This window comes from Gordonia sp. IEGM753 (genome assembly GCF_050321825.1).
Classification (GTDB): domain Bacteria; phylum Pseudomonadota; class Gammaproteobacteria; order Pseudomonadales; family Pseudomonadaceae; genus Aquipseudomonas.
Window position 1 is genome coordinate 112734 of sequence record NZ_JBNQGB010000003.1, and the last position, 21478, is coordinate 134211.

General features: G+C 55.4%; 21 protein-coding genes. 16 read left to right on the forward strand and 5 right to left on the reverse strand.

Annotated features, from left to right (window positions below; genetic code table 11):
* The first annotated feature begins 154 nt into the window (after positions 1 to 154).
* On the forward strand, positions 155 to 838 hold the full coding sequence (locus tag ACQR3R_RS17470) for a response regulator (protein ID WP_428273662.1): 684 nt from the start codon (positions 155 to 157) through the stop codon (positions 836 to 838).
* An 82-nt stretch (positions 839 to 920) separates the two neighbouring features.
* On the opposite strand, the gene gyrB is transcribed toward ACQR3R_RS17470, so the two are convergent.
* Genes gyrB through dnaA form a run of 4 tightly spaced genes read right to left on the reverse strand, consistent with a single transcriptional unit; the run spans position 921 to position 7130 of the window.
* Positions 921 to 3338 (reverse strand): DNA topoisomerase (ATP-hydrolyzing) subunit B, encoded by a 2418-nt coding sequence (gene gyrB / locus ACQR3R_RS17475; protein WP_428273664.1) that lies wholly within the window; start codon positions 3336 to 3338, stop codon positions 921 to 923.
* Positions 3339 to 3343: 5 nt separating this feature from the next.
* Positions 3344 to 4447: a DNA replication/repair protein RecF gene (gene recF / locus ACQR3R_RS17480; protein WP_428273666.1), complete on the reverse strand. Its 1104-nt coding sequence runs from the start codon at positions 4445 to 4447 to the stop codon at positions 3344 to 3346.
* A 20-nt stretch (positions 4448 to 4467) separates the two neighbouring features.
* On the reverse strand, positions 4468 to 5571 hold the full coding sequence (gene dnaN, locus ACQR3R_RS17485; protein WP_017341709.1) for a DNA polymerase III subunit beta: 1104 nt from the start codon (positions 5569 to 5571) through the stop codon (positions 4468 to 4470).
* Between the two features lie 38 nt (positions 5572 to 5609).
* Entirely contained in the window at positions 5610 to 7130 is a 1521-nt protein-coding gene (gene dnaA / locus ACQR3R_RS17490) for a chromosomal replication initiator protein DnaA (protein ID WP_428273669.1), read from the reverse strand.
* 567 nt (positions 7131 to 7697) lie between these two features.
* Between dnaA and rpmH the strand changes: the two genes are divergently transcribed.
* The 5 genes from rpmH to mnmE all read left to right on the forward strand — a co-directional run bounded on the left by rpmH (position 7698) and on the right by mnmE (position 11647).
* Positions 7698 to 7832 (forward strand): 50S ribosomal protein L34, encoded by a 135-nt coding sequence (gene rpmH, locus ACQR3R_RS17495; RefSeq protein ID WP_003213577.1) that lies wholly within the window; start codon positions 7698 to 7700, stop codon positions 7830 to 7832.
* Positions 7813 to 8250, forward strand: coding sequence for a ribonuclease P protein component (gene rnpA, locus ACQR3R_RS17500; RefSeq protein WP_428273672.1), 438 nt, complete (start codon positions 7813 to 7815; stop codon positions 8248 to 8250). The genes rpmH and rnpA overlap by 20 nt, the downstream gene beginning before the upstream one ends.
* Complete coding sequence (gene yidD, locus ACQR3R_RS17505) at positions 8243 to 8488, forward strand: membrane protein insertion efficiency factor YidD (RefSeq protein ID WP_074872215.1); 246 nt, start codon at positions 8243 to 8245, stop codon at positions 8486 to 8488. Before rnpA ends, yidD begins: the two co-directional genes overlap by 8 nt.
* Positions 8489 to 8490: 2 nt before the next feature.
* Positions 8491 to 10197 carry a membrane protein insertase YidC gene (gene yidC, locus ACQR3R_RS17510; protein ID WP_428273674.1) on the forward strand — a complete coding sequence of 569 codons (1707 nt, stop codon included), beginning with the start codon at positions 8491 to 8493 and terminating at the stop codon, positions 10195 to 10197.
* A gap of 79 nt (positions 10198 to 10276) precedes the next feature.
* On the forward strand, positions 10277 to 11647 hold the full coding sequence (mnmE, locus tag ACQR3R_RS17515) for a tRNA uridine-5-carboxymethylaminomethyl(34) synthesis GTPase MnmE (RefSeq protein WP_428273676.1): 1371 nt from the start codon (positions 10277 to 10279) through the stop codon (positions 11645 to 11647).
* 151 nt (positions 11648 to 11798) lie between these two features.
* Here mnmE and ACQR3R_RS17520 read toward each other — a convergent pair whose 3' ends face one another.
* The gene (locus ACQR3R_RS17520) at positions 11799 to 11972 is read right to left on the reverse strand and encodes a hypothetical protein (protein ID WP_428273678.1); all 174 of its coding nucleotides are present in this window, start codon (positions 11970 to 11972) and stop codon (positions 11799 to 11801) included.
* 752 nt (positions 11973 to 12724) lie between these two features.
* On the opposite strand from ACQR3R_RS17520, the gene mnmG reads away from it, so the two are divergent.
* The 10 genes from mnmG (at position 12725) to atpA (ending at position 21437) form a co-directional block, all read left to right on the forward strand.
* Positions 12725 to 14623, forward strand: coding sequence for a tRNA uridine-5-carboxymethylaminomethyl(34) synthesis enzyme MnmG (mnmG, locus tag ACQR3R_RS17525; protein WP_428273680.1), 1899 nt, complete (start codon positions 12725 to 12727; stop codon positions 14621 to 14623).
* Positions 14624 to 14628: 5 nt separating this feature from the next.
* The gene (rsmG, locus tag ACQR3R_RS17530; RefSeq protein WP_428274438.1) at positions 14629 to 15264 is read left to right on the forward strand and encodes a 16S rRNA (guanine(527)-N(7))-methyltransferase RsmG; all 636 of its coding nucleotides are present in this window, start codon (positions 14629 to 14631) and stop codon (positions 15262 to 15264) included.
* A gap of 18 nt (positions 15265 to 15282) precedes the next feature.
* A complete protein-coding gene (locus ACQR3R_RS17535; protein ID WP_428273682.1) occupies positions 15283 to 16080 on the forward strand; it encodes an AAA family ATPase in 798 nt (265 codons plus the stop codon).
* A 9-nt stretch (positions 16081 to 16089) separates the two neighbouring features.
* Positions 16090 to 16962 (forward strand): ParB/RepB/Spo0J family partition protein, encoded by an 873-nt coding sequence (locus ACQR3R_RS17540; protein ID WP_428273684.1) that lies wholly within the window; start codon positions 16090 to 16092, stop codon positions 16960 to 16962.
* 148 nt (positions 16963 to 17110) lie between these two features.
* Positions 17111 to 17518, forward strand: a complete 408-nt coding sequence (locus ACQR3R_RS17545) for a F0F1 ATP synthase subunit I (protein ID WP_428273686.1) — start codon at positions 17111 to 17113, stop codon at positions 17516 to 17518.
* Between the two features lie 16 nt (positions 17519 to 17534).
* Positions 17535 to 18404: a F0F1 ATP synthase subunit A gene (gene atpB / locus ACQR3R_RS17550; protein ID WP_428273688.1), complete on the forward strand. Its 870-nt coding sequence runs from the start codon at positions 17535 to 17537 to the stop codon at positions 18402 to 18404.
* Between the two features lie 133 nt (positions 18405 to 18537).
* On the forward strand, positions 18538 to 18795 hold the full coding sequence (gene atpE, locus ACQR3R_RS17555) for a F0F1 ATP synthase subunit C (RefSeq protein ID WP_002555987.1): 258 nt from the start codon (positions 18538 to 18540) through the stop codon (positions 18793 to 18795).
* Between the two features lie 56 nt (positions 18796 to 18851).
* Positions 18852 to 19322, forward strand: a complete 471-nt coding sequence (locus ACQR3R_RS17560; RefSeq protein ID WP_008027535.1) for a F0F1 ATP synthase subunit B — start codon at positions 18852 to 18854, stop codon at positions 19320 to 19322.
* A gap of 12 nt (positions 19323 to 19334) precedes the next feature.
* Positions 19335 to 19871: a F0F1 ATP synthase subunit delta gene (locus ACQR3R_RS17565; protein ID WP_428273692.1), complete on the forward strand. Its 537-nt coding sequence runs from the start codon at positions 19335 to 19337 to the stop codon at positions 19869 to 19871.
* 21 nt (positions 19872 to 19892) lie between these two features.
* Complete coding sequence (gene atpA / locus ACQR3R_RS17570) at positions 19893 to 21437, forward strand: F0F1 ATP synthase subunit alpha (protein ID WP_008007884.1); 1545 nt, start codon at positions 19893 to 19895, stop codon at positions 21435 to 21437.
* Positions 21438 to 21478: the final 41 nt, after the last annotated feature.

A 21478-nucleotide genomic window follows, 5' to 3' on the forward strand; every position in this document is an offset into this window, starting at 1 on the left:
GCCCGAAGAATCATAGCGGACGTCGACCAGTGGTGGGTCGCTACTTTGACTACGCTGGTGAAGCGGCTATCGTCTGCGATTCAAGGGACACCTTTTAGAGATCAAGGAGTCACTGCACATGCGTGTTGCGATACTGGACGACTAACCGGCCGAATTGCGGCGGGTAGAGCAAACACTGCACCAGATGACTCAACCCGGCGAGGATGCGTGGTCATTGCACAGTTTCGAGCGTGCAGAAGACCTCTTGCGGCAACTGCGTCGGGAAACCTTTGACCTGCTGATACTCGACTGGCAGTTACCAGACCTCAACGGCCTCTCGCTATTGCGCTGGACCCGCGAACACATGGAATCGCCGCCCGCGGCCATCATGCTTACCAGCCGCGACGCAGAGAGTGACATCGTGCAGGCGCTTAACGCCGGCGCCGACGATTACGTCAGTAAGCCGTTTCGACCCAATGAGTTAAAGGCACGTGTGGCTGCAGTATTGCGCCGGCACAGCTCGCAGCGCTCAGCAGCGGCTGAGGTGCTCAGTTTTAATGATCTGGTATTCGATGACGCGGAACTGACCGTCACCCGTGCGGACGTCCCCATTGTGATGACCGAACGAGAGTATCGACTTGCGCGATGCCTGTTCAGCAATCTGGGGCGCCCACTGTCGCGCGAATACCTGTACTCCAAATTCTGGAGCCATGAAGAGATGGATTCTTCCCGACCGCTGGATACCCACATCTATCGTCTGCGCAACAAGCTTGGACTGACGGCCGACCGCGGTTGGCAGTTGCTGACTATTTATGGCTATGGCTATCGATTGGAAAGTGTTGCGGCAGCGGCAGATTAAAGCGGAACTCATTGGTTTTTCACGGCGAAAAAAAAGGCCAACTCAAGAGAGTTGGCCTTTTTGCTTGGCGTTACTTGCTGGATCAGAAGTCCAGGTTGGAGACCGCCAAGGCATTGCTTTCGATGAAGTCACGGCGTGGCTCGACCGCATCACCCATCAGGGTGTTGAAGATCTGATCCGCGCCAATGGCGTCTTCGATGGTCACTCTGAGCATCCGGCGTTGCGCTGGGTCCATGGTGGTTTCCCACAGCTGATCCGGGTTCATTTCGCCCAGACCTTTATAGCGCTGGATGGTATGACGCTTGGTGCTTTCAGCCATCAACCATTCAAGTGCTTCCTTGAACTCGGTGACAGGCTTCTTGCGCTCCCCGCGCTGGATGTACGCGCCGTCATCGAGCAGCGTGCTCAACTGAGCGCCCAGCGAGACCACGGTTTTGTAGTCGTTGCTACCGAAGAAGTCACGGTTGAAGGTGACGTAGTTCGACAGGCCGTGGGAGATCAACTCGACCTCTGGCAGCCAGACATTACGTTCACGGTCTTCACGTAGGCTGGCTTTGTAAACCAGACCCGACTTCTCGACAGTGCGCAGGCGAACTTCATACTTGGCCATCCAATCCTGCATCGCTGCGTGATCAGACAGTTGTTCCAGGCTTACCGGTGGCAAGTAGATGAAGTGCTCGGTCAGTTCCTGTGGGTACAGGCGCGACAGACGCTTGAGGGTCTTCATCACCAGACGGAAGTCATTTACCAGACGCTCCAGCGCTTCACCGGAAATACCAGGCGCTTCTTCGTTCAGGTGCAGGCTTGCATCCTCCAGGGCCGACTGCGTCATGTACTCTTCCATGGCGTCGTCGTCTTTGATGTATTGCTCTTGCTTGCCTTTCTTGACCTTGTACAACGGTGGCTGGGCGATGTAGATGTAACCGCGCTCGATCAGCTCAGGCAGCTGACGGAAGAAGAAGGTCAGCAGCAGGGTACGAATGTGCGAACCGTCGACGTCAGCATCGGTCATGATGATGATGTTGTGATAGCGCAGCTTGTCGATGTTGTACTCGTCACGACCAATGCCGCAGCCCAGCGCGGTGATCAAGGTGCCCACTTCTTGCGAAGAAATCATCTTGTCGAAACGTGCTTTTTCGACGTTCAGGATCTTGCCCTTCAGGGGCAGGATGGCCTGGGTACGACGGTTGCGACCCTGCTTGGCGGAACCGCCAGCAGAGTCACCTTCCACGAGGTACAGTTCGGAAAGGGCAGGGTCTTTTTCCTGGCAGTCAGCCAGTTTGCCGGGCAAGCCTGCAATGTCCAGAGCGCCTTTACGACGGGTCATCTCACGGGCTTTACGGGCAGCTTCACGCGCACGTGCCGCATCGATCATCTTACCGACGACCAGTTTGGCTTCGTTCGGGTTCTCCAACAGGAAGTCGGAGAAGTACTTGCCCATTTCCTGTTCGACCGCGGTCTTCACTTCGGAAGAAACCAGCTTGTCTTTAGTCTGGGAGCTGAACTTCGGATCTGGCACCTTCACCGAAATAATGGCGGTCAGACCTTCACGGGCATCGTCACCCGTGGTCGCGACTTTGTGCTTCTTCGCAAGACCTTCTGCTTCGATATAAGTGTTCAGGTTACGCGTCAACGCCGAACGGAAACCCACCAGGTGAGTACCGCCATCGCGCTGAGGAATGTTGTTGGTGAAGCACAACAGGTTCTCGTTGAAGCTGTCGTTCCACTGCAAGGCGATTTCCACGCCGATGCCGTCTTCACGCTGGATGTTGAAGTGGAACACTTGGTTGACCGGAGTCTTGTTGGTGTTCAGGTATTCAACGAACGCGCGCAAACCACCTTCGTACTTGAACAGCTCTTCCTTACCGCTGCGCTCGTCCTTGAGGACGATACCAACACCGGAGTTGAGGAAAGACAGCTCACGAATCCGCTTGGCCAGAATATCCCAGCTGAAGTGGATGTTCTTGAAAGTAAGATCAGATGGCTTGAAGTGAATCTGGGTACCGGTCGTCTCGCTCTCGCCAACGATTTTCATCGGCTCTTTCGGAACACCGTGAATGTAGGTCTGCTCCCAGATCTTGCCACTACGGCGAACGGTCAGAATGAGCTCTTCAGACAGTGCGTTCACAACCGATACGCCAACGCCGTGCAGGCCGCCGGATACTTTGTAAGAGTTGTCGTCAAACTTACCGCCGGCGTGCAGCACGGTCATGATGACTTCAGCTGCTGAAACGCCTTCTTCTTTGTGCACGTCTACCGGGATGCCACGACCATTGTCGCGAACGGTGATCGATTCGTCTGGATGGATGATGATACTGATGTCGTCGCAATGGCCAGCCAAAGCTTCGTCGATCGAGTTATCGACCACCTCGAACACCATGTGGTGCAGACCGCTGCCATCGTCGGTGTCACCAATGTACATACCGGGACGTTTGCGTACGGCATCCAGGCCTTTCAGCACTTTAATGCTCGTTGAGTCGTACGTATTTTCTTCGCTCAATGCCTTCACTCCCGATGGTCGTGGGTCTGGGTGATACGGCCCTGTTCCACGTGGAACAGAGCGACTGGCGTTTCCGTCTGCCAGCTTTCCCTCAATAATTCGTGATCTACACAGGTAATAAAAACCTGGCAGCGTAAGTCTTCCAGCAAGCGGCAGAGGGCGCGGCGGTGATGCTCGTCCAGTTCGGACGGCAAATCATCCACCAGATAAATACACTGACCGCGCCGGGCCTGGCTAACCAAGTGCCCTTGAGCAATACGCAATGCACATACCACCAACTTTTGCTGACCGCGGGACAATATGTCCGCGGCATTATGTGCGCCCAATCGAAGACGCAAATCAGCACGTTGTGGTCCGGCCTGGGTATGGCCCATTTGCTGATCCCGCTGTACGGAACCCGCGAGGACAGCACTCAGTTCGCGGTCTTTGTCCCAACCTCGGTAATAGCTGAGTGTTAAGCCTTCCAGCTCAACCAGCTCACTCAAGGTTTGTTCAAAGACTGGTTTCAAGGCTTTGATATAAGCGCGGCGGTAATCATCGATTTCAGCGCTGGCCTGGCACAGTTCCCTGTCCCAAACCGCTTGCGAAACGGCGTCAAGTGTACCATGTCGCAGCCAAGAGTTTCTCTGGCGCAGGGCCTTCTGCAAGCGCTGCCAGGTAGACATGAACCTGGGTTCCACGTGGAACACTCCCCAGTCGAGGAATTGTCGACGAATCTTGGGGGCGCCTTCCAATAGGCGGAAACTGTCCGGGTTGATCAACTGCAAGGGCAGGATTTCTGCCAGCTGCGCTGCGCTGCGCGCATTCTGCCCATCGATACGGATCTGGAACTCGCCCTGGCGATCTCGAGATATCCCCAAAGCGCTATGTCCGCCCTCGGCCAATTCAACCTGACCAAACACCGTGCATGCCAATTGTTCATATTGAATGACTGGCAATAGACGGGTGCTTCGAAACGAGCGGGCAAGCCCCAGCAGGTGAATGGCTTCCAGAACACTGGTTTTGCCGCTGCCGTTGGCGCCGTAAAGAATATTGATGCGGGGGGAGGGGGAGAAGGTCACCGGGTGCAAATTACGCACCGCGGTGACTGAGACGCGACTTAAGGACATCTAGGTTCTGCTGAACATGGTTACAGGCGCATCGGCATGACAACGTAGGCCGAGTCATCATTGTCGGACTCTTGTACCAGCGCACTGCTGTTGGAGTCAGACAGGATCAGGCGAACTTGTTCGGTCGTCATCACGCCCAGTACGTCCAGCAAGTAGCTCACGTTAAAGCCGATTTCCAGATTGCCACCGTTGTATTCAACGCCGACCTCTTCCTCTGCTTCTTCCTGCTCAGGGTTATTTGCCTGAATCTTCAGTTGACCGTTAGCCAGTTGCAGACGAATACCGCGGTACTTCTCGTTGGACAAAATCGCGGTACGGCTGAACGCTTCACGCAACGCCTGGCGATCACCCAGTACCAGCTTGTCGCCACCTTTAGGCAGCACGCGCTCATAGTCAGGGAACTTGCCGTCGACCAATTTCGAGGTGAACGTGAATTCGCCTGTGGTGGCACGAATGTGATGCTGGCCAAGGACGATGCTGACGATGCCGTCCGGTTCAGTCAGCAGACGAGCAAGCTCGAGAATACCCTTGCGCGGCACGATGACCTGGTGACGGTCGGGCTGACCGATATCAGCCTGCATCGAGCACATGGCCAAACGGTGACCGTCGGTCGCCACAGCACGAATGATTCCGGCCGATACTTCCAGCAACATACCGTTCAGGTAGTAACGCACGTCCTGTTGGGCCATGGCGAAACTGGTGCGCTCGATCAAACGCCGCAGTTTGCTTTGCTCAAGGCTGCAGGTCAGAGAACCCGGACCTTCTTCTACGGTCGGGAAATCGTTGGCAGGCAGGGTCGACAAGGTGAAGCGGCTACGACCAGCCTTCACCACAAGCTTCTGCTCGTCGACCTTGATGTCGATCAGCGCGTCATTCGGCAAGCTCTTGCAAATATCCATCAGCTTGCGCGCAGGCACGGTTATCGAACCTGGATCAGCTGGCTCTTCGAGTTGAACCCGACCGACCAGCTCGACTTCCAGGTCGGTACCGGTTAGCGACAGTTGCTGGCCTTCGACAACCAACAGCACGTTGGATAGCACCGGCAAGGTCTGTCGGCGCTCGACGACGCCTGCGACCAGTTGCAGGGGTTTCAACAGGGCTTCGCGTTGAATGGTGAAATGCATGGTCTAGTCCCTTGCCTTAATAAGCTGCGCTGGTGTCATCAAGTGGTCAGTGTACGCAGCAGGTTCTTGTAGTCCTCGCGGATGTCCGCGTCGGATTCCTTAAGTTCGTTGATCTTGCGGCAGGCGTGCAAAACAGTGGTGTGATCACGACCGCCAAACACATCACCGATTTCCGGCAGGCTGTGGTTGGTCAGCTCTTTTGACAATGCCATGGCGACCTGACGCGGACGCGCAACCGAGCGCGAACGGCGCTTGGACAGCAAGTCGGAGATCTTGATCTTGTAGTACTCAGCGACGGTACGCTGAATGTTATCCACAGACACCAGTTTGTCCTGCAGTGCCAACAAGTCTTTCAGGGATTCGCGAATCAACTCGATCGTGATATCGCGTCCCATGAAGTGCGAGTGGGCGATGACGCGTTTGAGGGCGCCTTCCAGCTCGCGGACGTTGGAGCGAATGCGTTGGGCAATGAAGAACGCCGCGTCGTGAGGCAGATCGACTTTGGCCTGATCGGCCTTCTTCATCAGGATCGCGACCCGGGTTTCCAGCTCCGGCGGCTCGACTGCAACCGTCAGCCCCCAACCAAAACGCGATTTCAGACGTTCTTCAAGGCCTTCGATTTCCTTAGGGTAGCGGTCACTGGTGAGAATGACCTGCTGACCACCTTCAAGCAAGGCGTTGAAAGTATGGAAGAACTCTTCCTGAGAGCGCTCTTTGCGGGCAAAGAACTGAATATCATCGATCAGCAACGCATCCACCGATCGGTAGAAACGCTTGAACTCGTTGATTGCGTTCAGTTGCAGCGCCTTGACCATGTCGGCCACGAAACGCTCCGAATGCAGGTAAACGACCTTCGCATTCGGGTTCTTCTTTAATAGATGGTTACCCACTGCGTGCATCAAGTGGGTTTTACCCAAGCCGACGCCACCATAAAGGAAGAGCGGGTTGTAACCGTGCTTGGGGTTGTCCGCCACCTGCCAGGCCGCAGCCCGTGCCAGTTGGTTGGACTTGCCCTCGACGAAGTTTTCAAACGTGAACGTTCGGTTCAGGTAACTGGTGTGCTTCAAGGCACCCTCAACCTGAACGGTCCGCTGCTCGGCGCGAACCGGGGCCTGTTGTGAACTGGCACCGGCCATTGGGTCGAAGCTGTCGCGAGACGGCTCTTCGCTGACATCGGCAACCTTATGGGTTGCACGCTTGGTTGGAAGCGCGGAAGGGGCCGAAACCGCAGCACTCGCTGGCGCATGAGCAGCCTGAGCCTGTGATGCGGCGGCGGCCAGCGGTGCATTGGGTGCAGCTCGAGGTGCAGAACTGCGCTTGCTACCTATTAATAAGGAAAGCGCAGGCGTCGAACCATTGCCGTGCTCATCCAGCAGTTCAAGGACGCGCCCAAGGTACTTTTCGTTGACCCAGTCGAGAACAAAACGGTTCGGTGCATAAACACGCAGCTCGTCGCCTTCGGCTTCGACCTGTAGTGGACGGATCCAAGTGTTGAATTGTTGGGCAGGCAGCTCATCGCGCAAAAGCTCCACGCACTGCTGCCAAAGTTCCACTGACACGGATATCCCCTAAGTTGAAAGCCGGTGAGGCAAAAACAAGCGGCCATTGTAGCGGCCAGACGCCGACTTATCCACACGAAGGTTGTTCGCTGACCAAGAAGAATCAACGCGTTATACGCAAAAAAGACGACCAATGGTCTGTGCATAAGCTCTGTGGATAACCGCCCCTGAGGTCGTTGCACAAGTAGGGGCGAAACCCGGTGGATAACTGGCCTGTGGATAAGTAGCCCTTTCACACACAGGTTATCCGACAGTGCGGCACAGGCTTGTCACCGTTTTCCACTGTAGTTGTCATTCTCTGTACACCACGCATTAAAAGGGCTAAAGGTAGTTATCCACAGAAGATCGCCTCCCTAGCTTTTATAAGCTTTACAAAAAAGCTTTAAATACTTTCCTTCTTTATTTCTATATCTAGCGAAGGGCGGTCCGTTAAGAAAACACCTTGAGATCTATTTATAAGGAAACGTTGGTTGGAAATTGACCTAGAGGCTTGCTTTCTCTAGAATCCCCGGTCTCTTAAAACGGGGGCCATTCCGGCCCGTTGTGGACGAACCAGGTAACACGACAATGAAACGTACTTTCCAACCAAGCACTATCAAACGCGCTCGTACCCACGGTTTCCGTGCTCGCATGGCTACCAAGAACGGTCGTGCCGTCCTGTCGCGTCGTCGCGCCAAAGGTCGTGCGCGTCTGGCAGTTTGATAATCCGGCACTGGAGGTGAGTCAGGACTTCAGTCGGGAAAAGCGTCTGCTTACTCCCCGGCATTTCAAGGCAGTCTTTGACTCCCCTACCGGCAAGGTTCCGGGGAAAAATCTCCTGCTCCTTGCGCGCAACAACGATCTTGATCACCCCCGTCTCGGGCTGGTTATCGGGAAAAAGAGCGTAAAGCTCTCCGTCGAGCGCAATCGCCTCAAACGTCTGATGCGCGAATCGTTCCGTCTGCACCAGGATTCACTGGTCGGTTGGGACATCGTTATCGTCGCGCGTAAAGGTTTGGGTGACGTAGAAAACCCCGAATTGATTCAGCATTTCGGCAAACTCTGGAAGCGTCTGGCACGCAGCACGCCGGTACCAGCAGTCAAAACCGAAACTGTAGGGGTAGACAGTCCCGATGCGTAAACTGGCACTCGTTCCGATCCAGTTCTATCGCTATGCCATTAGTCCCCTGATGGCCAGTCACTGTCGTTTCTACCCCAGTTGTTCCTGCTACGCGTATGAAGCCATAGAAAATCATGGCCTTCTGCGCGGTGGCTGGCTGGCCTTTCGTCGTTTAGGCCGCTGTCATCCGTGGAATCCCGGTGGTTATGACCCGGTTCCATCTATCCCTACCTCCCGTTCTTCTTCGATGGCCGAGTAATCATGGATATCAAACGCACGATCCTGATCGTCGCCCTGGCAATCGTGACCTACGTTATGGTTCTTAAATGGAACCAGGACTATGGCCAGGCTGCCCTGCCGACTCAGAATGTTGCTTCCAGTACTACCGCACCGGGCCTACCGGATACGGCGACTGGCAATACCGGTACTGTCAGTGATGACATTCCACGCGCCGCAAGCGATACCAGTGCAACTGCACCTGCTGAAACACCAGTAGCTGTAAGCAAAGACCTCATCCAGATCAAAACGGATGTGCTCAACCTGGCTATCGACCCACAAGGTGGTGATGTTGCTCAGTTGACGCTGCCGCTGTATCCACGTCGCCAGGACCATCCGGAAATTCCATTCCAGTTGTTCGATAACGGCAACGAGCGGACTTATCTGGCCCAGAGCGGTTTGATTGGTACCGACGGTCCGGACGCAAGTCCTGCCGGTCGCCCGATTTACTCCTCGGAGAAGAAGGTTTACCAACTGGCTGACGGTCAGGACCAATTGGTCGTGGACCTGAAGTTCAGCAAGGACGGCGTCAACTACATCAAGCGTTTCACTGTGAAACGTGGCCTGTATGACGTAACCGTTTCCTATCTGATCGACAACGAAAGTGCCAAGCCGTGGTCCGGTGCGATGTTCGCGCAATTGAAGCGTGACGCCAGCTCCGATCCTTCGTCCAGCACTGCTACTGGTACCGCTACTTACCTGGGCGCAGCCCTGTGGACAAGTAACGAGCCGTACAAAAAAGTGTCCATGAAGGACATGGACAAAGTGAGTGAGGACAAAACCAAGCCAGCCATCGCGTACAACGTGACCGGCGGCTGGGTGGCGTGGTTGCAGCACTATTTTGTAACTGCATGGATTCCTCAGCCAGGCCAGAACAATGCGGTACTTGCTCGTAAAGATACGAAGGGCAACTACATCATCGGCTACACCGCGCCAGCGTTGACGGTTGCGCCAGGTGCCAAAGCTGAAGTCAGCGCTGTTCTGTATGCCGGGCCGAAAAGCCAGGCTGTGTTGAAAGAGTTGTCCCCAGGTCTGGAATTGACCGTCGACTACGGCATCCTGTGGTTCATTGCCCAGCCAATCTTCTGGTTGCTGCAACATATTCACGCCATTGTCGGTAACTGGGGCTGGTCGATCATCTTCCTGACCATGCTGATCAAAGGGATTTTCTTCCCGCTGTCGGCTGCCAGCTACAAATCCATGGCGCGCATGCGTGCAGTGGCTCCGAAACTGGCTGCACTGAAAGAGCAGCACGGCGACGATCGGCAGAAAATGTCGCAAGCCATGATGGAGCTGTACAAGAAAGAGAAGATCAATCCGCTGGGTGGTTGCTTGCCAATCCTCGTGCAGATGCCGGTTTTCCTCTCGCTGTACTGGGTTCTGCTGGAAAGCGTTGAAATGCGCCAAGCGCCGTTCATGCTGTGGATTACTGACCTGTCGATCAAGGATCCGTTCTTCATTCTGCCGATTATCATGGGTGCAACCATGTTCATTCAGCAGCGGTTGAACCCAACACCTCCGGATCCGATGCAGGCCAAGGTGATGAAGCTGATGCCAATCATCTTCACCTTCTTCTTCCTGTGGTTCCCGGCTGGTCTGGTGCTGTACTGGGTAGTCAACAACTGCCTGTCCATCAGCCAACAGTGGTACATCACGCGTAAAATCGAACGGGCCGCCAAAGCTGCCGCTTGATTTACACTGTGGATAACCACTCAAAACGCCCCCTAGTGGGGCGTTTTGCTATCTGCCATTTTTGTCTGGATACCGGTTTATGAGCGTTTCTCGAGAAACCATCGCTGCTGTCGCAACCGCTCAAGGTCGCGGCGGTGTTGGCATCGTCCGTATTTCGGGACCGCTGGCGAGCATGGCGGCCAAAGCCTTCAGCGGTCGTGAACTGAAACCACGATTCGCCCACTACGGCCCGTTCCTGGGCGAAAACGATGAAGTGTTGGATCAGGGCATCGCTTTGTATTTCCCGGGGCCCAACTCTTTCACTGGCGAAGATGTATTGGAGCTTCAGGGCCATGGCGGCCCGGTCGTGCTGGACATGTTACTGACACGCTGCCTGGAACTGGGCTGTCGACTGGCCCGGCCGGGCGAGTTCAGCGAGCGCGCTTTCCTCAACGACAAACTCGACCTGGCTCAGGCCGAGGCTATTGCCGATTTGATCGAAGCAAGTTCTGCACAGGCTGCGCGCAATGCCCTGCGTTCATTGCAGGGGGCATTCTCTGCGCGTGTGCATAACCTCACTGAACAACTGATCGGGCTGCGGATATACGTTGAGGCTGCCATCGACTTTCCGGAGGAGGAAATCGACTTCCTGGCCGATGGCCACGTGCTGAGCATGCTCGACAAAGTACGCGACGAGTTATCCACCGTATTGCGTGAGGCCGGGCAGGGTGCCTTGTTACGTGACGGTATGACCGTGGTGATTGCCGGGCGGCCCAATGCCGGTAAATCCAGCCTGTTGAATGCGTTGGCGGGCCGTGAGGCTGCGATCGTTACCGAGATTGCCGGCACCACGCGGGATATTCTTCGCGAACATATCCACATCGATGGCATGCCATTGCACGTGGTGGACACCGCTGGATTGCGCGATACCGATGATCACGTCGAAAAAATCGGCGTGGAACGTGCGTTGAAAGCCATCGGCGAAGCTGACCGGGTGTTGCTGGTAGTCGATGCCACCGCGCCTGAGGCGCTTGATCCGTTCGCGTTGTGGCCGGAGTTCCTGGAAGTTCGCCCAGATCCAGCCAACGTTACATTGATCCGCAATAAAGCGGATCTGACCGGTGAAGCGATTGCCCTGGATGTCAGCGAGGATGGCCACGTCACCATCAGCTTGAGCGCGAAATCGGCTGGCGAAGGCCTGGAGTTGCTGCGCGATCATCTAAAGGCTTGCATGGGTTACGAGCAAACCTCAGAGAGCAGCTTCAGTGCCCGCAGGCGTCACTTGGACGCATTGCGTCATGCCAGCGCTTCCCTCGAGCATGGCCGTGCGCAGCTGACCCTTGCAGGTGCTGGCGAATTGTTGGCGGAAGATTTGCGGCAAGCCCAGCATTCGCTGGGAGAGATCACCGGCGCGTTCAGCTCTGATGACCTGTTGGGAAGAATCTTTTCAAGTTTTTGTATCGGTAAATAACCAAAGGGCTGTGGATAAGTCACCCACAGCCCCTTTTTTATGCATCACCCGTTGTAGGAAACCGAGCCCTGTAACGTGCGCAGCCATCAAATACTTGCCATGATCAAAGCGCATTTAGTAAGGGCGCGAAACATGTGCTTCTTCACTGTGGTCAGCGAACCCTCAACTCCAGCGCAATCTGTTGATAAGTCAGCCCCTCTATCTGCGACAGCATGAAGCTACGTCGCGCTCTCAAGCCCAGACCGACCATTTCCTTATCCACGGCCACCATGGCTTCTATGATCAGGGCCTTGTCTGATTCGCTGATAACCCAACCCTCGCGCAACGGTCGCCGGGGAGCCCTTTGGTCCACGAATCCGTGCGGCGTCACGCGGGCCGAGAATGCGTACAAACGTTTCGTGTGCGATATCGGCCGCATCGCAAGTGTTATGCAATTTGCCCTTGAGCCACCTTACAACCAGGAACGGTACTGCTTTTAGATGCCCTGAACGGCTGCGCTATGGGAGGGTAAGGGCGGGGGAGCTGATGATAATAGCTATTACCTTCTGCTACGTCCTCTCACAGTAGTCATCGTCGTCCCCTCACTTTTTTGAATCCATACGCCTGACAAACGTCGTGGGTCGACATTTATGCGCCCCTCATTCGTGAAAAATCGTCGACTCCTGTGGATTAAGCCCTGTGAATAAGTGCCTCTAAGGGCAGTTGATAACAGGGCCTGAAAACTGAAGATAACCGCCCCTGTGGATAACCACCTCTTTAATCCACAGGCTTAGACCGGTTATCCAAGGGCCTCATTGGCACATGAACACAGGGTTTTGAATCTTTGTACACATTGAATATAAAGGCCTATAGAGATCTATCCACAGAAAATGGCCTCAGTAGAAATAAACATAAAAACAAAGATTTAATAAATTTCTTTCTTTTTAATTTCTATAACCGCGACTTCTCCACAGCTGGTTAAATTTTGTGCAGAGGGTTCTTTAGAAGGGTTGAAGTCCCTATACTTGTCGACCAGGTCCAAAAACCTGAGCTCAAACTATTCCTGATTACCTAACTGAAGCAGGCACGAGGTGCGTGGTGGATTTCCCTTCCCGTTTTGAAGTGATCGTCATCGGCGGCGGTCATGCCGGTACCGAGGCAGCACTGGCCTCAGCACGTATGGGGGCAAAAACCCTGTTGCTGACGCATAACGTGGAAACCCTCGGTGCCATGAGTTGCAACCCCGCCATTGGCGGTATCGGCAAAAGCCACCTGGTTAAGGAAATCGATGCCCTCGGTGGCGCGATGGCCATGGCGACCGATAAGGGCGGCATTCAATTCCGTGTGTTGAACAGCCGAAAAGGCCCGGCAGTGCGTGCGACTCGCGCCCAGGCTGACCGGGTTTTGTACAAGGCTGCTGTCCGCGAAGCGCTGGAAAACCAGCCGAACCTGTGGATATTTCAACAAGCTGCCGATGACCTGATCGTCGAACAGGAAACAGTGCGCGGTGTCGTCACCCAAATGGGTCTGCGTTTCTTTGCCGATTCCGTGGTGTTGACCACTGGTACCTTCCTCGGTGGACTTATCCACATCGGAATGCAGAATTATTCGGGTGGCCGGGCCGGTGATCCGCCATCGATTGCCCTGGCTCACCGTTTGCGTGAATTGCCACTGCGCGTCGGCCGTTTGAAAACCGGTACGCCGCCGCGTATTGACGGTCGTTCCGTGGATTTCTCGGTGATGACCGAGCAGGCGGGCGACACACCGATACCGGTGATGTCGTTCATGGGGTCCAAAGAACAGCATCCAAAACAGGTCAGCTGCTGGATCACTCATACCAACGCCCGCACCCACGAAATTATTGCCGCCAACCTTGATCGGTCGCCGATGTACTCCGATGCCGGGTTGATCGAAGGTATCGGCCCGCGCTATTGCCCGTCGATCGAAGACAAGATCCACCGCTTTGCCGATAAGGAAAGCCACCAGGTCTTTATCGAGCCAGAAGGTTTGACGACACACGAGCTGTACCCCAACGGGATATCCACCTCTTTGCCGTTCGATGTGCAGTTGCAGATCGTGCAATCGATTCGCGGCATGGAAAACGCGCACATCGTTCGCCCTGGCTACGCCATTGAATACGACTATTTTGACCCGCGTGACCTGAAGTACAGCCTTGAAACCAAAGTGATCGGCGGCCTGTTCTTCGCCGGGCAAATCAACGGCACCACCGGCTACGAAGAAGCTGGCGCCCAGGGTTTGCTGGCCGGAGCCAACGCTGCATTGCGTGCACAGGGCAAAGATGCCTGGTGCCCACGTCGAGATGAGGCATACATCGGCGTGCTGGTTGACGACCTGATTACTCTGGGTACTCAAGAGCCATACCGGATGTTCACGTCCCGTGCCGAGTACCGTTTGATCCTGCGCGAAGACAACGCCGACCTGCGCTTGACCGAAAAAGGTCGCGAACTGGGCCTGGTGGATGACGCGCGTTGGGCGGCTTTCTGCAAAAAACGCGAAAGCATCGATCTGGAAGAGCAGCGCCTGAAAAGTACCTGGGTTCGCCCAGGCACCGAGCAAGGCGATGCTATTTCAGAAAAATTCGGTACACCGCTGACCCATGAATACAATTTGCTCAACCTGCTGAGCCGTCCGGAAATCGACTACATGGGTCTGATCGCCGTCACCGGCGGGGGCGCGGAAGATCCACAGGTCGCCGAGCAGGTCGAGATCAAGACCAAATACGCGGGTTATATCGACCGTCAGCAAGACGAAATTGTGCGTCTGCGGGCCAGCGAAAACACCAAATTGCCTGTGGATATCGACTACACCAACATCTCGGGACTGTCCAAAGAGATCCAGAGCAAGCTCGGTGCCACACGTCCGGAAACACTGGGCCAGGCATCGCGTATCCCGGGCGTTACGCCGGCAGCTATCTCGCTGTTGATGATTCATTTGAAAAAACGCGGCGCGGGCCGTCAGTTGGAGCAAAGCGCTTGAGTTCAATGGTCACCTTGCAACACGCCGAAGAGTTATCCACAGGTGCTCGCCAACTCGGTGTCCCACTGACAGAGGCCCAGCATGCGCAATTGCTGGGCTATCTGGCCCTGTTGATCAAATGGAACAAGGCTTACAACCTGACCGCCGTGCGTGATCCGGACGAAATGGTCTCTCGCCACCTGCTCGACAGTTTGAGCGTCATGTCATTTGTCGAAAACGGCCGTTGGCTGGATGTGGGAAGTGGTGGTGGTATGCCGGGTATCCCGTTGGCCATCCTGTTTCCTGACTCGCAAGTGACCTGCCTGGACAGTAACGGCAAGAAAACCCGCTTCCTGACCCAGGTCAAACTGGAACTCAAACTGGATAACCTGCAAGTTATCCACAGTCGCGTCGAAGCTTTTCAGCCCGCTCAGCCATTCACCGGGATTATTTCCCGTGCGTTCAGCAGCATGGAGAATTTCAGCAACTGGACCCGCCACCTCGGCGATGTCGATACACGCTGGCTGGCAATGAAGGGCGTCCATCCGGCCGATGAACTGGTAGCATTGCCGGCAGACTTCCACCTCGATAGCGAACACGCCCTGGCCGTACCTGGTTGCCAAGGCCAACGCCATCTGCTGATACTGCGCCGCACGGCATGATTGGGAACAAAAGCAAGAATGGCTAAGGTATTCGCGATAGCGAACCAAAAGGGTGGTGTGGGTAAAACCACCACCTGCATCAACCTCGCAGCTTCCCTGGTCGCTACCAAGCGCCGGGTGCTGTTGATCGATCTCGATCCACAAGGCAACGCCACCATGGGTAGCGGTGTGGATAAACATGGCCTGGAAAACTCGGTTTACGATTTGCTGATCGGCGAATGTGACCTGGCTCAGGCCATGCACTACTCCGAGCACGGCGGTTATCAACTGCTGCCGGCCAACCGCGATTTGACCGCTGCCGAAGTGGTTCTGCTGGAAATGCAGATGAAGGAAAGCCGCCTGCGCAGTGCGTTGGCGCCGATTCGCGAAAACTACGATTACATTTTGATCGACTGCCCACCGTCGCTGTCGATGCTGACGCTTAACGCATTGGTGGCAGCCGATGGGGTCATTATCCCCATGCAGTGCGAGTACTTTGCGCTCGAAGGGTTGAGCGACCTTGTGGATAACATCAAGCGTATTGCTGAACTGTTGAACCCTGAGCTGAAAGTCGAAGGCTTGCTGCGGACCATGTATGACCCGCGTCTTAGCCTGATGAACGATGTTTCGGCGCAGCTGAAGGAACACTTTGGCGAGCAGCTTTACGACACGGTCATTCCGCGCAACATCCGCTTGGCCGAAGCTCCAAGCTATGGCATGCCGGCGTTGGCGTACGACAAATCGTCGCGAGGTGCTATCGCCTATCTGGCGCTGGCCGGCGAGATGGTTCGCCGTCAACGCAAAAACTCACGCACCGCCGCCGCTCAGGCAACTTAAGGAATCCCCATGGCCGTCAAGAAACGAGGTCTCGGACGTGGACTGGATGCACTGCTGAGCGGTCCGACTGTCAGCTCGCTCGAAGAACAAGCGGTGCAGGCAGATCAGCGTGAGTTGCAGCACCTGCCGCTGGACCTGATCCAGCGCGGCAAGTACCAGCCGCGCCGTGATATGGATCCTCAGGCGTTGGAAGAGCTGGCCCAGTCGATCAAGGCCCAGGGCGTCATGCAACCGATTGTGGTTCGCCCGATCGGCAGCGGTCGTTTTGAGATTATTGCCGGTGAGCGCCGCTGGCGCGCCAGCCAGCAAGCCGGGCAGGAAACCATCCCGGCGATGGTTCGCGATGTACCGGATGAAACCGCCATCGCCATGGCACTGATCGAAAACATCCAGCGCGAAGACCTGAACCCGATCGAAGAAGCGGTGGCTTTGCAGCGCTTGCAGCAGGAATTCCAGCTGACCCAGCAGCAAGTAGCCGAAGCGGTGGGCAAATCCCGTGTGACTGTTGCCAACCTGCTACGCTTGATCGCATTGCCGGAAGTGATAAAAACCATGCTGTCGCACGGTGACCTGGAGATGGGCCATGCCCGTGCTTTGCTCGGTTTGCCGGAAAATCAACAGGTTGAAGGGGCGCGACATGTTGTCGCACGAGGGCTGACGGTGCGCCAGACTGAGGCATTGGTTCGCCAATGGCTGAGTGGCAAACCGGAGCCTGTGGAACCCACAAAAACAGACCCGGATATTGCTCGACTCGAGCAGCGCCTGGCCGAGCGCCTAGGCTCTGCGGTGCAGATCAGACACGGTAAGAAGGGGAAAGGGCAGTTGGTGATCGGTTACAACTCCCTTGATGAGCTTCAAGGTGTGCTCGCACACATCCGCTGAAACATTTCCTCATGTAGCGCGCAGTCGGAAATCACTACCTGACAGTTGAATAGGGGCAGAACCGCCCCTATACTCTGCGCGCATTTTGTCGGCACAAATTATGCCAAGTTATTGAATTCTGGCAGCCGACCATTGGAGAGCAATAGTGATGGAAAGCCGCACGCCAAACCGCTTGCCGTTCCATCGCCTGGCAGTTTTTCCGGTGTTAATGGCTCAATTTGTCGTTTTGCTGGTTGGCGCTTTGGCGCTCTGGCAATGGCACGGAGTCGTTGCCGGGTACTCAGGACTTTGCGGAGGCCTGATAGCCTTGCTACCCAATGTTTATTTTGCTCACAGGGCATTTCGGTTTTCCGGCGCCCGAGCAGCCCAAGCCATCGTCCGGTCTTTTTATGCCGGTGAGGCGGGCAAACTGATTTTGACGGCAGTGCTCTTTGCATTGACGTTTGCAGGTGTAAAGCCATTGGCGCCACTAGCTGTATTTGGCGTCTTCGTGTTGACCCAACTGGTCAGCTGGTTTTCGCCCCTGCTGATGAGAACAAGACTTTCGAGACCTTAGGGCGTTTGAGGCAACCATGGCAGAAACAACCGCTTCGGGCTATATCCAGCACCACTTGCAGAACCTGACCTTCGGGCAGCTACCTAACGGCGGCTGGGGCTTTGCTCACACCGCAGCAGAAGCCAAGGAAATGGGCTTTTGGGCTTTCCACGTCGATACCCTCGGCTGGTCGGTCGCGTTGGGTTTGATCTTCGTTCTGATTTTCCGCATGGCGGCAAAGAAGGCGACGTCGGGTCAACCGGGTGCTTTGCAGAACTTCGTTGAAGTATTGGTCGAATTCGTCGATGGCAGCGTGAAAGACAGCTTCCATGGCCGTAGCCCGGTGATTGCACCGTTGGCACTGACCATCTTCGTCTGGGTCTTCCTGATGAACGCTGTCGACCTGGTACCGGTTGACTGGATTCCTCAGTTGGCCATGTTGATCACGGGGGATGCGCACATTCCATTCCGTGCCGTATCGACAACAGATCCGAACGCAACCCTGGGCATGGCCCTGTCTGTGTTCGCATTGATCATTTTCTACAGCATCAAGGTAAAGGGCATCGGCGGCTTCATCGGCGAACTGACCCTGCACCCATTCGGCAGCAAGAACATCTTCGTTCAAGCCCTGCTGATTCCGGTGAACTTCCTGCTGGAGTTCGTGACACTGATCGCCAAGCCTATTTCTCTGGCTCTGCGTCTGTTCGGCAACATGTACGCCGGCGAACTGGTCTTCATTCTGATTGCTGTGATGTTCGGCAGCGGTCTGCTCTGGCTTAGTGGCCTGGGTGTAGTTCTGCAGTGGGCGTGGGCTGTGTTCCACATCCTGATCATCACCCTGCAGGCGTTTATCTTCATGATGCTGACCATCGTTTACTTGTCGATGGCGCACGAAGAAAACCATTAAGACCAGTCTCGACTAGTCTGATGTCCCACTCGGTCAAACGAGTGGGTGCCCGAACAGGGCTTTGAAACGATTTGTTTTACCGCTTTAAAATCTAAAAAACCTAAACCATACGACGTAAAAGTCGGGAGGAAAGATGGAAACTGTAGTTGGTCTAACCGCTATCGCTGTTGCACTGTTGATCGGCCTGGGCGCACTGGGTACCGCAATTGGTTTCGGCCTGTTGGGCGGCAAGTTCCTGGAAGGCGCAGCGCGTCAACCAGAGATGGTTCCAATGCTGCAAGTCAAAATGTTCATCGTTGCCGGTCTGCTCGACGCCGTAACCATGATCGGTGTTGGTATCGCTCTGTTCTTCACCTTCGCGAACCCATTCGTTGGTCAACTCGCTGGCTAATTACTCGAACCTTCGAGTAATTGGTGTGATGTGCAACGAACGAGCGAGGTGTTGGCGTGAACATTAATGCAACCCTGATTGGCCAGTCCGTTGCGTTCTTCATTTTTGTACTGTTTTGCATGAAGTTCGTGTGGCCTCCGGTCATCGCGGCTTTGCACGAACGTCAGAAGAAGATCGCGGATGGACTGGACGCTGCCGCCCGAGCAGCTCGCGACCTGGAGTTGGCCCAAGATAAAGCGGGTCAACAACTGCGCGAAGCAAAAGCTCAGGCAGCCGAAATCATTGAGCAAGCCAAGAAACGCGGTAACCAGATCGTCGAAGAGGCTGTTGAAAAAGCCCGTATCGACGCTGACCGTGTGAAGGTTCAGGCTCAGGCCGAGATCGAGCAGGAACTGAACAGTGTCAAAGACGCGCTGCGTGCCCAATTGGGTGCACTGGCCGTTGGCGGCGCCGAGAAGATCCTGGGTGCCACAATCGATCAAAACGCGCACGCGGAGCTGGTAAACAAACTGGCTGCTGAAATTTAAGCGAGGGCGATCATGGCAGAATTGACCACGTTGGCCCGACCTTACGCTAAGGCAGCCTTCGAGCACGCCCAGGCCCACCAGCAACTGGCCTCTTGGTCAGCCATGCTCGGCCTGGCTGCAGCAGTGTCGCAAGACGACACCATGCAGCGCGTGCTCAAGGCCCCGCGACTGACGAGCGCAGACAAGGCCGCCACGTTTATTGACGTGTGCGGCGACAAGTTTGATGCCAAGGCACAGAACTTCATTCACGTCGTTGCCGAAAACGACCGTCTCCCGCTTTTGCCGGAGATATCCGCTCTGTTCGACCTGTACAAGGCCGAACAAGAGAAATCGGTAGACGTTGAAGTGACCAGTGCTTTTGCATTGAACCAAGAACAGAAAGACAAACTCGCCAAGGTTCTCAGTGCACGACTCAACCGGGAAGTGCGCCTGCAAGTCGAGGAAGACAAATCCCTTATTGGGGGCATTGTCATCCGCGCCGGCGACCTGGTTATCGATGGCTCGGTTCGCGGCAAACTCGCGAACCTTGCCGAAGCATTGAAATCTTGAGTTTGAAGGGGCAGCAGAGCAATGCAGCAACTCAATCCTTCCGAAATAAGTGAAATTATCAAGGGCCGCATCGACAAACTCGATGTGACCTCCCAAGCCCGTAACGAAGGCACTGTCGTCAGCGTATCTGACGGTATCGTGCGGATTCACGGTCTAGCCGACGTCATGTACGGCGAGATGATCGAGTTTCCGGGCGGCGTCTTCGGTATGGCTCTCAACCTTGAGCAAGACTCTGTAGGTGCCGTGGTATTGGGCTCCTACCAGTCTCTGGCTGAAGGCATGAGCGCCAAGTGCACCGGCCGCATCCTCGAAGTTCCGGTTGGTAAGGAACTGCTGGGTCGCGTAGTCGACGCATTGGGTAACCCAGTTGACGGCAAAGGTCCGCTGAACAACACCGAGACCGATGCGGTCGAGAAAGTTGCTCCAGGCGTGATCTGGCGTAAGTCGGTAGACCAGCCTGTACAGACTGGCTACAAGGCTGTCGATGCCATGATCCCTGTCGGCCGTGGCCAGCGTGAGCTGATCATCGGTGACCGTCAGATCGGTAAAACCGCTCTGGCGATCGACGCGATCATCAACCAGAAAGACAGCGGCATCTTCTGCGTCTACGTAGCAATCGGTCAGAAACAATCGACCATCGCCAACGTAGTTCGCAAGCTGGAAGAAAACGGCGCACTGGCTAACACCATTGTCGTGGCTGCGAGCGCTTCGGAATCTGCAGCACTGCAATTCCTGGCACCGTACTCCGGTTGCACCATGGGTGAATTCTTCCGCGACCGCGGTGAAGACGCGCTGATCGTTTATGACGATCTGTCCAAGCAAGCAGTGGCTTACCGCCAGATTTCCCTGCTGCTGCGCCGTCCACCAGGCCGTGAAGCTTACCCAGGCGACGTGTTCTATCTCCACTCCCGTCTGCTGGAGCGTGCTTCGCGCGTTTCGGAAGAATACGTAGAGAAGTTCACCAACGGCGCAGTGACCGGCAAAACCGGTTCCCTGACCGCACTGCCGATCATCGAAACCCAGGCTGGCGACGTTTCCGCGTTCGTTCCGACCAACGTGATTTCCATCACCGACGGTCAGATCTTCCTGGAATCGGCCATGTTCAACTCCGGGATCCGTCCTGCTGTGAACGCCGGTGTTTCGGTATCCCGTGTGGGTGGTGCCGCGCAGACCAAGATCATCAAGAAGCTCTCCGGTGGTATCCGTACCGCTCTGGCTCAGTACCGTGAACTGGCGGCATTCGCCCAGTTCGCTTCTGACCTGGACGAAGCGACCCGTAAGCAACTTGAGCATGGTCAGCGCGTTACCGAGCTGATGAAGCAGAAGCAATACGCACCAATGTCGATTGCTGACATGGCGCTGTCGCTGTATGCCGCTGAGCGTGGGTTCCTGACTGACGTTGAAATCGCCAAGATCGGCAGCTTCGAACAAGCGCTGATTGCTTTCTTCAACCGCGATCACGCCGATTTGATGGCGAAGATCAACGTGAAGGGTGACTTCAATGACGAAATCGACGCTGGCATGAAAGCCGGTATCGAGAAGTTCAAGGCCACCCAAACCTGGTAAGCCGCAGCGGGAGTCGCAAGGCTCCCGCTTGCTAACCTGAT

Bases quoted from the DNA above. Each gene is read 5' to 3' on its own strand.
- rsmG (WP_428274438.1), top strand. From the start codon at position 14,629: ATGGTCACCTTGCAACACGCCGAAGAGTTATCCACAGGTGCTCGCCAA.
- ACQR3R_RS17545 (WP_428273686.1), top strand. From the start codon at position 17,111: ATGGAAAGCCGCACGCCAAACCGCTTGCCGTTCCATCGCCTGGCAGTT.
- ACQR3R_RS17565 (WP_428273692.1), top strand. From the start codon at position 19,335: ATGGCAGAATTGACCACGTTGGCCCGACCTTACGCTAAGGCAGCCTTC.
- ACQR3R_RS17535 (WP_428273682.1), top strand. From the start codon at position 15,283: ATGGCTAAGGTATTCGCGATAGCGAACCAAAAGGGTGGTGTGGGTAAA.
- yidD (WP_074872215.1), top strand. From the start codon at position 8,243: ATGCGTAAACTGGCACTCGTTCCGATCCAGTTCTATCGCTATGCCATT.
- atpE (WP_002555987.1), top strand. From the start codon at position 18,538: ATGGAAACTGTAGTTGGTCTAACCGCTATCGCTGTTGCACTGTTGATC.
- yidC (WP_428273674.1), top strand. From the start codon at position 8,491: ATGGATATCAAACGCACGATCCTGATCGTCGCCCTGGCAATCGTGACC.
- dnaN (WP_017341709.1), bottom strand. From the start codon at position 5,571: ATGCATTTCACCATTCAACGCGAAGCCCTGTTGAAACCCCTGCAACTG.
- atpB (WP_428273688.1), top strand. From the start codon at position 17,535: ATGGCAGAAACAACCGCTTCGGGCTATATCCAGCACCACTTGCAGAAC.
- recF (WP_428273666.1), bottom strand. From the start codon at position 4,447: ATGTCCTTAAGTCGCGTCTCAGTCACCGCGGTGCGTAATTTGCACCCG.
- ACQR3R_RS17540 (WP_428273684.1), top strand. From the start codon at position 16,090: ATGGCCGTCAAGAAACGAGGTCTCGGACGTGGACTGGATGCACTGCTG.
- rpmH (WP_003213577.1), top strand. From the start codon at position 7,698: ATGAAACGTACTTTCCAACCAAGCACTATCAAACGCGCTCGTACCCAC.
- atpA (WP_008007884.1), top strand. From the start codon at position 19,893: ATGCAGCAACTCAATCCTTCCGAAATAAGTGAAATTATCAAGGGCCGC.
- mnmE (WP_428273676.1), top strand. From the start codon at position 10,277: ATGAGCGTTTCTCGAGAAACCATCGCTGCTGTCGCAACCGCTCAAGGT.